The sequence below is a fragment of the Streptomyces sp. NPDC050508 genome, from assembly GCF_040655155.1.
Classification (GTDB): domain Bacteria; phylum Actinomycetota; class Actinomycetes; order Streptomycetales; family Streptomycetaceae; genus Streptomyces.
The window spans coordinates 298,194-311,383 of sequence record NZ_JBFAJJ010000002.1 but is presented as its reverse complement, the minus strand read 5'-3'; the positions used below and the strand labels follow the sequence as shown (position 1 = coordinate 311,383).

Below are 13,190 nucleotides of genomic sequence, written 5' to 3'. Positions count from 1 at the left end.
GGATGAATCGATTCAGATGTGAGAGGCGTGGGTAACGTAGAGCCGGGTGGGGCCGGGGTCAATCGCCGTGCGACTTTTTTCTTGGAAGGTCCACTGCTTCTGGGCAGGTTCACTGCGTGATCGATCTGGGCGGAGTCGACACGTCAGGCGGGTGCGCGGGAATTGAACGGTTTCAATCAGCGGAATGGAGAACAGAGGTCGGTCGACACGAAGCCGCGATGGCTGCGGTGGTCCGCCGCCCGGTTTCCCGCGGAGCTAGTGTCTGTCGGATGAACGCAGACAATGCGGACGATGCGAACCGGCGGTGGACACGCTCCATGCCCGAGGCCTACGAACGCCACCTGGTGCCGGTCTTCTTCCGCCCCTTCGCCGCCGACCTGGCCGCCAGGGCGGCAGCGCTACGGCCCCGCACGGTCCTGGAACTCGCCGCCGGAACAGGGGCGTTGACCTCGGCCCTGCTCACCGCGGTGCCCACGGCCTCGGTGGTGGCGACCGACCTCAACGAAGCGATGGTCACCGCGGGATCGGCACGGGAACCGCGCGCGGAATGGCGGCAGGCGGACGCCCAGGACCTGCCCTTCGAGGACGGCGGCTTCGACCTCGTCGTATGCCAGTTCGGGGTGATGTTCTTCCCCGACAGGCCCGCCGCCTACGCCGAGGTGCGCCGGGTCCTGGCCCCGCAGGGGCGTTTCCTGTTCAACAGCTGGGGCCCGCTGGCCTCGCACGGGTTCGGGGCCGCCTTCCAGACCGCCCTGGAAGAGTCGATGCCCGACGGAGCACCCCAGTTCCTGAAGGACGTACCCCACGGCTACTCCGATCCGGCCGTGGTCGCCGCGGACCTCACGGCCGCCGGACTGACCCTGGCCACCACCGAGGACGTCACGCTGGAAGGCGTCGCGGAGTCGGCAGCCTCCATCGCCACCGGGTTCCTCACCGGCACACCAGTGAGCGCCGCCGTGCAGGCCCGCGAAGACGCGCAGGCCCTCCGGTCGTCCGTCACACAGAAGATGACGGACCGCCTCGGCACCGGCCCCGTGACGGCGCCGATGACCGCGACCGTCTACACAGCGCACCCACCCCAGTAGGCATGCCCCTCCCGGCCCGCTGGGCACGGCCGACGGACCGGTGAAGGCCCCGGTGAGAGGCGGACACCGGGCTGGTGAATGCCTGATTGACCGTCACGGTCACGGTGGGCGGTCGTGTGGTTCACCATGGGGTGTGCGTTTCGACTCCGTTCCCATGCCGGCGACCGTCGAGGCCAGACCTCGTGACAGCCGTGGCTATCCCGTGCCCGCCATCACCCCGTGGGAGGGCGACGACCCCCAGTTCGCGCTCACCGACTACGGGCGCAGCGCCGAGTGCGCGCGCCAGCGGCTGTGTTCCGTCTGCAACACCCTGATGCCCAGGGGACCGGTGTGGCGGGTGGTCGGTGCCGCGGAGAGTGCCGCGATCCGCGAGGCGCTCACCGCCGGGCGGCCGTACCGCAACATGGCGGCGACCCTGGAAGGTCCGGGGCATCGCGCGTGCATGCTCTACGCCTCGATGGTCTGCCCGTATCTGGCGCGCCCCAACGCGCGGCGGGGGCTGACGGCACAAAGCCCGGACGACATGACCGCGCATGTCGTCCGGGGCGCCGTTCGAGGGGAGATGGGTGCCGTGGTGGGGTACGGCGACTACGAGTTCGCCGTCACCAAGACCCAGGTCCTGTTCCGTTTTCTCGACGTGGTCGAGTACCTGCCGCACGACACGGCCGACCAGCACCTGCCGGAGCTCCGGGCCGAACTCGCCCGCTCCGGCGGCCGGTTGGGCGGCGGTCAGCCGCGGTAGGCGGGCAGGCCGGTGTGCGTGGAGACCTTTACGGGCTTGCCGAAGCCGTGGGCGGTCTTCGTGATGGTGTACGTACCGGTGGGGGCACGGAAGGCGACGGTCTTGCCGTTGGGCGACCAGGTGGGCTCGGTGTAGTTGCTGGTGGCGTTGGGGGTGACGTCCTTGACGACGTTGGTGGGGCCGCCGAAGTCCTCGACGAAGAGGTGGTCGTGCCCGTGGACGGAGCGGACGAAGACGACCTCCTCGTTGTCGGGGGAGAGAGCGGGCTCGGAACCCTTGGCCAGCGCGCCGCCCTGCTGCCGCAGGTAGTCGTCACGGATGTAGACCTCGCCGGTGTGGGTGTTCTCGTAGACGGCCGTGCCGTAGCCGCCGCCGACGTTCGGCCAGGTGTTGTCGGTCTGGGGTACGGCGCCGTCTCCCGCGTAGCCGTTGAGGCTGATTTTGGCCGGCCTGCCGTGGTTGCTGGTGGCCTTGACGCCTTCCAGGACGGTGCTGCCGTGGATCTTGGCGGAGAAGATGAGGTTGTTCTTCGCGGGGATCTCGTTCGTACGGTCGGCCGCGGCCACCTGCCACGTGGGGTGGGACCAGGTCTGCCCGCCCGGGTTGGCGGCGACGGTGACGCGATGGCTGCCGTCGGGGTCGGAGACGACGAGGTTGCCGTGCCCGTCGACGAAGGCGGCCTTGCTGCCGCTGGGGTTCCAGGCCAGGTCGCGGACGACGGTGCCGAAGTCGATGGACCTGCCGTTGACGATGACGTGGCGGGTGCCGTCGCTGGTGGTGAGTCCCCTGGGCACGGTGACCGTGTGGGCGGACGCGCTGGCGGCCGTGCCGCACAGAGTGAACAGTGCGGCAGCACCTGCGGTGACGACGGCTGCGCCGGCACTCCGACGGTTACGAGCGGACATCGAGGTTCCCCCAGTGATGTGAATGACGCTGCGACGAAAGTCTCGCGGGAACCGCCGGCCGTCCCCAGGACCTGAACCGGTCCGCTCGACTTGCTGCCCTCGCGACAGGACGGAGTCTTTCGACAAGGGGTGACGGTGCTGTGCGCTCACTGTCACAGCTGTGCAATAGCGCGCCGGACGAGATGAGACGAGATGACGAGACATCAGGGGCACCCCTTTCCCTTGTCGGGGTGCGGTCAGGGTTCGCTCAGGGACGTTCCCTGATGATCCGGGGTGTCGGGTCGGAAGAGACTCGTGGCAGGGCCGTTCGACCGCCGGTCCCACCGCCGCCACTTTGGAGAGCCGCACTGTGAACTGCTCCCCCTTTCGCCCCCGTTGGTCCACCGTGGTCGCGTCCGGCGCCGTGCTGGTCGCCCTGGCCGCGGGTACGGCCGCGCCGGCCTCCGCCGCCACCCCGGCTCCGGTGCCCGCGACCGCCGCGCCCTTGCCCGCGCTCGACCCGGCCGCGCTGCGGGCAGCCATCGGTGGCCTGCCGACCGCGGATGTCACCGGCGCGCTGCTGCGGATCACCGGTCGCGCGGGTCACTGGTCGGGCACCTCCGGCGTGGGCGACCTGGAGACGGGTCAGGGCGTTCCACCCGACGCGCACATCCGGATCGGCAGCATTTCCAAGGTCTTCACCGCCACGATCGTTCTCCAACTCGCCGCCGAGCACCGGATCGACCTGGACAAGCCGGTCCAGCAGTACCTGCCGGGAGTCCTTCCCGCCGGCCTGCCGCCCGTCGAGATCGGCCAGTTGCTCAACCACACCAGCGGCCTGCCGCGCGCCGCCGACAGCCCCGACTTCGGCGACGGCAGCCCCGAATGGTTCGCCGCCAACCGCTTCAAGAGCTTCACACCGCAGCAGGTGATCGACCTGATGACGGGCCAGTCGATGCAGTTCGCGCCGGGCACCGCGCAGCAGTACAACGGGATGAACTACTACGTCGCCGGCCTCCTGATCGAGAAGATCACCGGGCACACCTTCGCCCACGAGGTGCGCTCCCGGATCACCGGGCCCCTCGGACTGCACGACACCCAGGTCCCCGACGCCGACGACCCGCACCTGCCCGGCCCGCACTCCCACGGCTACCTGACGGTCACGTCCCCGGACGGCACCCCGCATCAGGTGGACGTCACGGAACAGAGCCCCTGGCCCTGGGCCGAGGGCGGCATGATCTCCACTCCGGCCGACCTCGACCGTTTCATGACCGCTCTCTTCCGCGGCCGTCTCCTCCCGCCGGCCCAGCAGGCCGAGCTCTTCACCGTGCCCGACGTCCCCAGCTTCCACAGCAGCCAGTGCCGCACCGAGGCCGACGCCGGCCGTGCCTGCATGACCATGGGCATCATGCGGGTGAAGGCATCCAACGGTGTCGTGGTCTGGGGCAAGACCGGCTCCCGCCCCGGCTGCACCAGCGGTGTGTTCGCCACCCGCGACCTCTCCCGCAGGATCGTCTACTCCCTCAACCCGACCAACCTCGACGGCACCGAGATCCGCTACATCCAGCAGATCGCCGCCGCCTCCTTCGGCCCGTTGGTCCCGGCCACGAACTGACAGGCGACGCCGACGATGTCGAGGCCGAGGGCGATTTCCCGGACCGACTGGCGTGGCGCAGTGCGCGGACCAGTCCGTGGTGGACCGCCCGCAGCAGCTGCCGCTCGGTTCCGAACCGCTCGACGCCGGACTTGAACAAGTGCGGGTGGCCGAAGGCCCGACCGCCATGCCGACCGTCCTGAAGGACACCGGCCACCTCACCCCCATACCCGGAACACCCGGCACGGGTACACACCAAAGCCGCATACAGCGAGGAAGCAGCGGAATGAATCGACCTCTGACTTCTTTGGGATGACTGCGAACCCGGGACCGTCCGAGGACCGGACACGGGGTTCTGCCTCGTCGGTGTGCCTTCGGTACGGCGGTCAAGGTCCGGGCCGGCGCCGACCCCGGCCCGGACCTTCTCCGGTGTCGAGCAGCACACCGAGGCGGAGTTCAGGCCGCATGTGCGCTGCCGACCCGCCCGCGGCTGTTAGGGGGGGTGCCGACGGGCGGTGACCGGCCCGAAGGGGTGGAGACGGGCCGGCCGATGTCCGCGCGGCGGACCGAAGAGGCGGACGCGCGAACACCAGGAAGCCTAGGGGTGGTAGCCGCCGCGCACGATCCGCTGAGCGCGGCCGTTGTCCGCACAACGCGGGGCGATGACGTGGGCCGTGGTCACCCGGAACGCAGTGTCTGCGAGGGCAACTCGCCGAAGCGCGCTCGATAGCGGGACGCGAAGCGGCCCAGGTGGTCGAAGCTCCAGCGATGGGCGACCTCGCTCACGTTCACCTCGCCCGGTGTGCCGCGGCGCAGCTCGTCGTGGGCGCGGGTGAGGCGGACGTCCGTGAGGTAGGCCAGCGGGGCCATGCCGACGTACTGCTGGAAGGCTTCTTGGAGTCGCCGCACGCTCACCCCGGCGAGCACGGCCAACTCTCCTACCGTGAACGGGTGTTGCGGCATGCTGTGCATGGCCTCGACGGCACGCTTGACGGGGCCCGGGCGCAGGGCGGGGTTCGGTCGGTCCAGCTCGTCGCGGTAGCGGTGGCCGGTGGCGAGGAGGAGCCCGGTCAGCAGGGCCTCCTGGAGCGGGCGGGCGACCATCGGCCGGGTGAGCAGCCCGCCGTCCTGTATCTGGTCGAACACCGCGCGGATCATCCGTACCCAGCTCAGGCCCGCGCCGTGCGCGACGTCCAGTTCGGGTGTGAGGACGACGGGGGTGCGCAGCGGTCGGCCGAGAAGGCTTTCGAGTTGACCGTTGAGGGCCTTGGGGTCGATCTTCACGGCCAGCATGGAGCAGTCGGTGCTCACTCGATCCAGGGCCGTGTCGCCGTGCGGCTGGAAGACGGCGGCGTTCGCGGCGGTCGCCACCGCGCTGGTGTGCGTTCCTTGACGCCAGGTCAGGTGGCCGCCCATGGGGATGTCCACGTGGTAGGAGCCGAGTTCCCCGAACCGGATACGCACCTCCGCGCCGAAAGAGAGTCGTCCGAGGGTGAGCGGACCGAGCGCGGCGATGTCGTACCGGGCCGCGAACTCGGCACCGCCGTCGGGCACGTCGATGAAGTTGGCGTAGAAGCGTTCCTGGAGGACCTGCCGAGCCTCGTCCACATCCGTCGTCCGGAACTTCAGCACATCCTGCCCCTGGTTGGGCGAGCGGTGCATACCGCGACCTCCTGCGCCTTCGGACCGTACGAGGACGGTGCACATTATCGCCACCCACTGCCTGCCTCCGTGCCCCTCCGGGTGGCTGGCGGGTGGCCGAGTTCGGGAAGCGAGCGTCGGCCGGAAGAGTGCTGGTGCAGGAGCGCACGGAGGGCGACTCGGCGGCGACCGGACAACTCGCGGACGTGGTCGGTGTCCTGGGGGCGAGGGCGAAGCCGCTGAGGCAGCGGTCGGACCTGGAGGCGGACGGAACCGCGGGCCTGCTCGACGCGAAGGACGGCCCGTCGCTGGATAGGGTCGGGGCGTGGACCGCAGCAGCAGACAGCCGGGCGACGGGTTCGCCGGCCAGGCGCGGGGTGAGCTGTCGCCGCGGACGGTGCGGGCGCTGTGGTGGGGGTCGGCCGGTCCGGTGCTGGCCGTACTCGGTACCTCGGTGTGCGTCGCCGGCGCGGAGCGCGGATGGCGGCTGGTCGTGGCCGTGACCCTGGTTCTCGTGCAGGCCTGCGCCCTGAGGTGGCAGGTGCGGGCCCCGGTCGCCGTACTGGCCGTGAACGCGGCGACGGGGCTCGCGGTGTGGACGCTGCTGCCCGCGGTGTCCTTGACGGGGGCGCTGCTGGCGGCGCAGGTCGCGTTGTGCGTGCTGTCGGCCACCAGGTCGCGGCGGGCGTCGATGTGGGCGCTCGCGGCGATGTGTCTGCCGGTGCCGCTGACGTTCGGCACGGGTGGCGGCCCCGCGGGGGTGGCGGTCTATCTGCTGGCGGTGGTCCTCGCGTGGACCGCGGGGCAGTGGCGCCGGGCGCAGCGGGCACGGGCGGGGGCGGAGGCACGCCGGGCCGTGGTCGAGGAGCGGGCGCGGATCGCCCGCGAGGTGCACGACGTGGTGGCGCACACGCTGTCCGTCATGGTCATTCAGGCGGGTGCCGCGGATGACGTGTTCGCGGAACGCCCCGACCAGGCCCGTCAGGCGCTGCGGGCCATCGAGGCGGGTGCCCGCTCGGCGCTCGGGGAACTGCGGCTCCTGCTGCGGGCGTTCGGTCCCGAGGACATCCGGGACGGTGAGACTGGGGAGCAGCGGGAGCAGCGCGAGCCGGGGCCCTCGCTCGCCCGCCTGGACGAACTGGCCGACACCGTGCGCGCGACCGGGATGACCGTGAGCGTGTACCGCGAGGGCACCTTCGACGGGCTGCCGGCCGCGGTGGACCTGGCGGCGTACCGGATCGTCCAGGAAGCTCTCACCAACACGCTGCGCCACGCGGTCGGCGCCGACGAGGTGGGCGTGCGCGTGCGCGTCGAAGGGGAGTGCGTGAAGGTCACGGTGGTCGACAACGGGCGTACGCCACAAGGCCGTTCGGTCGCGGCGGGAGCGGGGCGCGGGCTGGTGGGGATGAAGGAGCGCGCACGGCTCGTGGGCGGCAGTCTGCGCGCCGGTCCGCTGCCCGGGGGCGGATTCGAGGTGGCGGCGCGGCTGCCGGTGGAGCGCGTGTCATGACGCTGCGGGTGGTGGTGGCCGACGACCAGGCCCTGGTCCGTACCGGATTCCGCATGATCATCGATGCCCGGGACGACCTGGAGGTGGTCGGTGAGGCGTCCGACGGTGGGGAGGCGGTGCGGCTGACGCGGGAACTGGCACCCGACGTGGTGCTGATGGACGTACGCATGCCGGTCGTGGACGGCATCGAGGCGACCCGGCGGATCGCGGAGTCGGGCAGCGGAGCCCGGGTGCTCGTGCTGACCACCTGGGACGTGGACGCGCACGTGGTCGCCGCGCTGCGGGCCGGGGCGAGCGGTTTCCTGCTCAAGGACATACGCCCCGCCGAACTCGTCGACGCCATCCGCCTCACCGCGCGCGGGGACGCGCTGCTGGCACCGGCCGTGCTGGGCCGTGTCCTCGACCGCTTCCTGCGCACCACGCCCGACGCGGCGCCGCCGCCCTCCCTGCGGGATCTCTCCGGCCGCGAGCGGGAGGTGCTCACCCTGATCGGGCAGGCGCTGTCGAACGCGGAGATCGCCGAGCGGCTGCGGCTGTCGGAGGCCACCGTCAAGAACCATGTCACCGCGGTGCTGCGCAAACTGGGCCTGCGCGACCGCGTCCAGGCCGTCGTCGCCGCCTACGACCACGGCCTCGTGGAGCCACGCCGCCCCTGACAACCCCATCTCCTCCTCAAGGAGGAGGCCGGGCCGCGGTCCTCCCGCGTTCCCAGTGCCGTTCCGTCCGCGTGGCCGATCCGGGGCCGGGGTGCCCGGCCATAGCGTCGAAGTGTGAACGATGACCTGGCCTCCCTCATGTATCTGCTCGCCTACGACGACGCGGCCGAAGGCCCCTACGACCGTCGCCGCACCCAGCTGCTGGTCCGGGCCGCCGCCCTGATCGACCTGGCGTCGCGCGGCCGGCTGGCGGAGGACGGCGGCGGCAAGGTCACCGTGTCCGGCCCCCGGCCGACCGGTGACCCGGTCCTGGACGGCGTGCTGCGCGACGCCGCCGCCGGGCACGGCTGGAAGCACCTCGTACGCCGCCACCGCAAGGAGACCCTGACCCAGGTGGAGGACCGGCTCGCCGGGACGGGAGTGCTCACCGTGAAGGCGCGCCGCACCCCCTTCGGCACCCGGCGCCTGACGGTGACGGACCGCGCCGTGCCCGCCGTACTCCGCGCCCGGGTGTCCGAGGCGCTGCACGGGAACCGCCCCGTCCGGGAACTCCCCGCCGCCGACGCGGCGTTGCTGGCTCTGGCGGCGGCGGGCGGCATCCGCTCGGTCGTCTCACGACGGGACCACAAGACCTTCCGGGCCCGTATCGACGCCTGCACGGGGTCGCTGGCCGCCCTCGCGCCGGGCCTGGAGAAAGCCGTACGCACTCTGCCGATGACCATGATCGCCGCGCAGGGCGGCATGGGCGGCAGCTGACCCAGCTGACCGAACGGGGAGACCATGAGCATGCACCGAGTCCTGACTACCCTGGGTTGCGCCCTGACCGCCGTCCTTGCGACGGCCTGGTCCGCAGCGCCACCGACTCAGCCCGCCCAGCCCGCCACCACGACCGTACGAACCGACGACGGCTTGGTGCGGGGTGCCGCCCACGCCGGTTACCGCACCTTCGAGGGCATCCCCTACGCGGCGCCCCCGGTCGGCAGCCTCCGCTGGGCGCCACCCCGCCCCGCGACCCCCTGGCCCGGGGTACGGGACGCGACCCGGCCCGCGAGCGCCTGCCCGCAGCCGGCCGGCGAGGTCCCGGGCGGCAGCACCGACGAAGACTGTCTCCACCTGAACATCACCACGCCCGACGACACAGACCCCGCGCACCCCCGGCCGGTGATCGTCTGGCTGCACGGCGGCGGTTTCACCACCGGAGCGGGCAGTTCCTACGACGCCCACCGCATGGCCACCCGCGGCGACGTCGTGGTCGTCACCGTCGACTACCGCCTCGGAGCCCTCGGCTTCCTCGCCCACGGCGGGCTGCCCGGCTCCGGCACCTTCGGCCTGGCCGACCAGCAGGCGGCACTGCGCTGGGTCCGCACCGAGATCGGCGCCTTCGGCGGCGACGCGCACAACGTGACGCTGGCCGGCGAGTCCGCCGGCGGCTACAGCGTCTGCGCCCAGCTCGCCGCACCCGCCGCCGCGGGCCTCTTCGACCGGGCGATCATCGAGAGCGGCCCGTGCACCGGCAGCCCCGACCGTCCCTTCGCCCCGTCCTCCGTCCCCCTGTCCACCGCGAGTTCCACGGGCACGGACCTCGCGGCGAAGGTCGGCTGCCGCTCCGCCCACGACACCCTCTCCTGCCTACGACGCGTGACCGTCCCGCGCCTGCTCGCGGCCCAGGACACCGACCAACAGCCCGCCTACGCCACCCCGTTGCTGCCCACAGACCCCGCGGCGGCGATCACCGCCGGCCGTTTCCACCACGTCCCCGTACTCATCGGCAACAACCACGACGAGGGCAACGGCTGGGCCGCCGGGATCATCCAGGCCGGCAACCCCGTCACCCCCGACACCTGGCCCGACGTCGTGTCCGCCTTCTTCCCGTCCCCGGGGCAGACGAAGGCGATCGTCCGCGAGTACCCGGTACATCGCACCGACGACGGAGGCCCGGTGTTCGGCGCCGTCATCGGCGACGCGAACTTCGCCTGCCCGACGGCGCGAACCGACGCCGTGCTCACCGCTCAAGTCCCCACCTGGCGCTACGAGTTCGCCGACGAGCACGCCCCACCGCTCACCTCCGGCACCCCGCCGTTCCCGCTCGGCGCACCGCACGCGAGCGAACTGCCCTACCTGTTCGACCTGGGCGGCCGCCCCCGCGACCTGACCGCGGCACAGCACCGGCTGGCCGACACCATGATCGACTACTGGACCCGCTTCGCCCGCACCACCGACCCCAACGGCCCGTCATCACCGCACTGGCCCCGGCAGTCCGTACTCTCCCTCGCACCGGACCACATCGCCCCCACCCACACGGCAGAGCCCCGCCACCACTGCGCGTTCTGGACCGCCCTCGACTGACCACCGCGAGGGCCCACGGCCCCGGCCGACAAAGAAGCCCCAGGTCACTGACCTGGGGCTGCAAAAGAGCGGGTGACGAGAATCGGACTCGCACTCTCAGGTTGGGAAGCTGTAGGTATTTGAGGGCGGTTCGGACGCCGACCTGGGCGAACGGCTGGGTTGAGGCCTCGTTGGGTTCCATCTCTTTCACCATGGTTCCCCGCTGTTCCTCGCTCGATCTGGTGCGGTTGTGGTGCGCCGCGCCATCTGGAGGCACTGCCGCGTCGGGCGTTCTCATCTTCGGGTCATGCACAGGGGGGCGTGTGCCCCGAAGATGAGCGCTCCACTCTCGCCCCTCAACCCCCATTCCGCTCCACTGCCCTCATCAAGGCTCCTGCGCGCCCCTCAATCACCCTTCCGAGACCGTAACCAGTGCTTCAACAATGGCCTCTCGTGCTGTCGCTCGTCGCAGTGGTGGAGCTTGTTCCGTGCCGGGGGGAATCGGTATCGGGCAGCAGCACGCAACAGGGCGGCCCAACGGCCGTCGAGGAAAGAAGCGGCAGCCATTGCCGTGGGGGGCAACAACCACACCATGTCCGACCACATGATCACCGCTGGACGCCCAGGCGCAGCGGTCAGGGTCCCATCAGGCCTTCTGCCCACTGACGAGAGCCGACACCGGGGCCGGCCCGACCACAGCAGAGGCCGCCGCGGCCACGCCGCGCACCGCCGACGGCTGGTCACCCAGGGCGCGGCCCCGTTGCTGGAGACCGCCGTGATCCTCCCCGCCCGCGACGAGGAGGCCGGTGTGCTGCTGGCCCTGGAATCACTCGCCGCGCAGAGCGCACCACCCGCCTTGATCATCGTCGTGGTCAACAACTCCTCCGACCGGACAGAGGAGTTCGCCCGTCGGTTCGCCGACCGCCCTGGTGTGCCGCGCACGGTCGTCTTCAACCTGCCGGACAACCCGCACAAGAAGGCAGGCGCCCTCAACCACGGCATCGACTGGCTGAACCGTGCGTCCGGCGGACTGGCGGGCGCCGCAAAGTACCTGCTGGTCATGGACGCGGACACCAGCCTCCACCCGAAGTTCCTGGAACGGGCGCGCAACGTCATGGCCGCCGACCGGCGATTAGGCGGCCTCAGCGCCACCTGCCTCGGCCGCACCGGACTGTGGAAGAACCTCTGGCAGCGCTACCTGCTGGGAATGCAGATCATGGAATACGGGCGCTACGCCCGCGGCCGCTACCGCCTCGGCATCCACAGCATGTCCGGCGCCGGCTCCTTCTACCGCACCGAGGCGCTGCTGAGCATCCTGCGCTGGCGCGGCGAAGTGTTCTGGGAGGACCACGCCAACCTCGTGGAGGACTACGAGACGACGCTCGCGCTGAAGGAAGCGGGCTGGAAGGTCACGGCCAACCAGCACTGCATCGCCTACACCGACCTCATGCCCACCCTGCGCGAGCTGATCGGCCAGCGGGAGCGCTGGGGGCGCGGCACGGTCGACACCCTGCGACGTCGCGGCTGGACCAAGCACACCTGGTTCTCCATCACCAGCATGGTGCTCGGCTTCGCCGGCTTCCTCTACACGCTGGGCTGGCTGGCCACCTGGACCGGCGTCATCGCCCACACGGGCTTCGTCATGGACCCGGTCTGGCTGTGCCTGGTCGTCTTCTGGATCGCGTACGCCGCCTTCCGCACCCGCCACCTCGGCTGGAAGGGCGTCCTGGTCGACGTACTGATGCTGCCCGGTTTGGTCTTCTCCACCGTGCGCGCCTACTGGTTCGTCTCCTCGGTCGTGAAGTCGTACGTCACCCGCGTCTCCGCCTGGAAGTGACCCGCACCGTCGCACCAGTGCGTCCCCAGAACCTGATCCACCGAATGCACCTGATCCGACGCGACCGACAGGTCGCCGAGAGGAAACCGATCGTGAACTACCTCAGCGGTACCGGAACCGGAATCGTCGCCGGGAGTGCCTCACTCGCGGCCACCGGGGCCTCCTCCACCACTCACCTGATCATCGCGGCCAGCCTGACCCTGGTCTTCGGCGGAGTGACGACCTACGCGGCCGCCGTCCGCCGCCGACGCCGCGACGCCAGCGCGGCCGGCCACTGATCCGGAGACCGCCCGCTCGCGGTCATCTCACTCGCCTCCTTCTCCGCCCTCGCGAGCCCTGGAGCCGGCGCACTCTGTGCAAGTCGGTCGGGGGCACAGACACTGTGCGTCATGGACAACAGCGCTTTGTGGGTGGCCGTGCTGACCGCGGCCACGGCGGTGGTCGCCAGCTGGGTGACGAGCAGGGGCAACGCCCGAGCCGCTCGCATCCAGGCCCAAGCCGCCGCCGAAGCCGCGCACACCGCTCGGGAGCGCGAGGCCCGCAGAGCCACACAGCTGGATTTCATCGAGCAGGCCAATGAGATGGGGATCCTGTACCTCAGGATCCCCAAGTACTTCCAGGTGGAGAACCAAGAGGCGCGGGCGGCGTCGCTCACAGAGCTCCGCGATCAACTGCGGGACTCGTACAGGCCCTTCCTGCGTTCCCTGGCCGTCGTCTCGTTGGAATGCCACCCCGAGCCGATAGCGGCGGCGAAGGCTGTCCAGGCGGCATCCGGCGAAGCCTACGGCCGCCTCGTCGTCGTCGAGAGAGACATACGCGAGGTCGAGAACTTTCGCCGAGCCGTCGACGCTTACCTGGCCTCAATCGACTCGTTCATCGAAGTAGCACGTCAAGCCGAGCGTGGGACATAGATACC

At 70.9% G+C, this 13,190-nt stretch carries 12 protein-coding genes; 10 read left to right on the top strand and 2 right to left on the bottom strand.

What is annotated here, in order from left to right; genetic code table 11:
* The first annotated feature begins 317 nt into the window (after nt 1–317).
* Entirely contained in the window at nt 318–1,085 is a 768-nt protein-coding gene (locus tag AB0I69_RS06555) for a class I SAM-dependent methyltransferase (protein WP_363095007.1), read from the top strand.
* Nucleotides 1,086–1,239: 154 nt separating this feature from the next.
* Nucleotides 1,240–1,827 (top strand): hypothetical protein, encoded by a 588-nt coding sequence (locus AB0I69_RS06550; protein ID WP_363094451.1) that lies wholly within the window; start codon nt 1,240–1,242, stop codon nt 1,825–1,827.
* Here AB0I69_RS06550 and AB0I69_RS06545 read toward each other — a convergent pair.
* Entirely contained in the window at nt 1,815–2,732 is a 918-nt protein-coding gene (locus AB0I69_RS06545) for a hypothetical protein (protein WP_363094450.1), read from the bottom strand. The two genes, AB0I69_RS06550 and AB0I69_RS06545, sit on opposite strands and share 13 nt — an antisense overlap.
* Nucleotides 2,733–3,081: 349 nt before the next feature.
* Between AB0I69_RS06545 and AB0I69_RS06540 the strand changes: the two genes are divergently transcribed.
* Nucleotides 3,082–4,326: a serine hydrolase domain-containing protein gene (locus tag AB0I69_RS06540; protein ID WP_363094449.1), complete on the top strand. Its 1,245-nt coding sequence runs from the start codon at nt 3,082–3,084 to the stop codon at nt 4,324–4,326.
* A 657-nt stretch (nt 4,327–4,983) separates the two neighbouring features.
* On the opposite strand, the gene AB0I69_RS06535 is transcribed toward AB0I69_RS06540, so the two are convergent.
* Nucleotides 4,984–5,967, bottom strand: coding sequence for an AraC family transcriptional regulator (locus AB0I69_RS06535; RefSeq protein WP_363094448.1), 984 nt, complete (start codon nt 5,965–5,967; stop codon nt 4,984–4,986).
* Nucleotides 5,968–6,271: 304 nt separating this feature from the next.
* Between AB0I69_RS06535 and AB0I69_RS06530 the strand changes: the two genes are divergently transcribed.
* The 7 genes from AB0I69_RS06530 (at nt 6,272) to AB0I69_RS06500 (ending at nt 13,185) form a co-directional block, all read left to right on the top strand.
* Nucleotides 6,272–7,456: a sensor histidine kinase gene (locus tag AB0I69_RS06530; RefSeq protein WP_363094446.1), complete on the top strand. Its 1,185-nt coding sequence runs from the start codon at nt 6,272–6,274 to the stop codon at nt 7,454–7,456.
* The gene (locus AB0I69_RS06525; protein WP_363094445.1) at nt 7,453–8,112 is read left to right on the top strand and encodes a response regulator transcription factor; all 660 of its coding nucleotides are present in this window, start codon (nt 7,453–7,455) and stop codon (nt 8,110–8,112) included. Before AB0I69_RS06530 ends, AB0I69_RS06525 begins: the two co-directional genes overlap by 4 nt.
* 114 nt (nt 8,113–8,226) lie before the next feature.
* Nucleotides 8,227–8,868, top strand: coding sequence for a GPP34 family phosphoprotein (locus tag AB0I69_RS06520; RefSeq protein WP_363094444.1), 642 nt, complete (start codon nt 8,227–8,229; stop codon nt 8,866–8,868).
* Nucleotides 8,869–8,892: 24 nt separating this feature from the next.
* Nucleotides 8,893–10,458 carry a carboxylesterase family protein gene (locus AB0I69_RS06515; RefSeq protein ID WP_363094443.1) on the top strand — a complete coding sequence of 522 codons (1,566 nt, stop codon included), beginning with the start codon at nt 8,893–8,895 and terminating at the stop codon, nt 10,456–10,458.
* 754 nt (nt 10,459–11,212) lie between these two features.
* Complete coding sequence (locus tag AB0I69_RS06510) at nt 11,213–12,274, top strand: glycosyltransferase family 2 protein (RefSeq protein WP_363094441.1); 1,062 nt, start codon at nt 11,213–11,215, stop codon at nt 12,272–12,274.
* A 92-nt stretch (nt 12,275–12,366) separates the two neighbouring features.
* Nucleotides 12,367–12,552 (top strand): hypothetical protein, encoded by a 186-nt coding sequence (locus AB0I69_RS06505; protein WP_363094440.1) that lies wholly within the window; start codon nt 12,367–12,369, stop codon nt 12,550–12,552.
* A gap of 111 nt (nt 12,553–12,663) precedes the next feature.
* Nucleotides 12,664–13,185, top strand: a complete 522-nt coding sequence (locus AB0I69_RS06500) for a hypothetical protein (RefSeq protein ID WP_363094439.1) — start codon at nt 12,664–12,666, stop codon at nt 13,183–13,185.
* The last annotated feature ends 5 nt before the right edge of the window (nt 13,186–13,190 follow it).

What these genes read in the sequence shown, in the direction of transcription:
- AB0I69_RS06550 (WP_363094451.1), top strand. Translation starts at nt 1,240, where the DNA reads ATGCCGGCGACCGTCGAGGCCAGACCTCGTGACAGCCGTGGCTATCCC.
- AB0I69_RS06500 (WP_363094439.1), top strand. Translation starts at nt 12,664, where the DNA reads ATGGACAACAGCGCTTTGTGGGTGGCCGTGCTGACCGCGGCCACGGCG.
- AB0I69_RS06535 (WP_363094448.1), bottom strand. Translation starts at nt 5,967, where the DNA reads ATGCACCGCTCGCCCAACCAGGGGCAGGATGTGCTGAAGTTCCGGACG.
- AB0I69_RS06545 (WP_363094450.1), bottom strand. Translation starts at nt 2,732, where the DNA reads ATGTCCGCTCGTAACCGTCGGAGTGCCGGCGCAGCCGTCGTCACCGCA.
- AB0I69_RS06525 (WP_363094445.1), top strand. Translation starts at nt 7,453, where the DNA reads ATGACGCTGCGGGTGGTGGTGGCCGACGACCAGGCCCTGGTCCGTACC.
- AB0I69_RS06515 (WP_363094443.1), top strand. Translation starts at nt 8,893, where the DNA reads ATGAGCATGCACCGAGTCCTGACTACCCTGGGTTGCGCCCTGACCGCC.
- AB0I69_RS06555 (WP_363095007.1), top strand. Translation starts at nt 318, where the DNA reads ATGCCCGAGGCCTACGAACGCCACCTGGTGCCGGTCTTCTTCCGCCCC.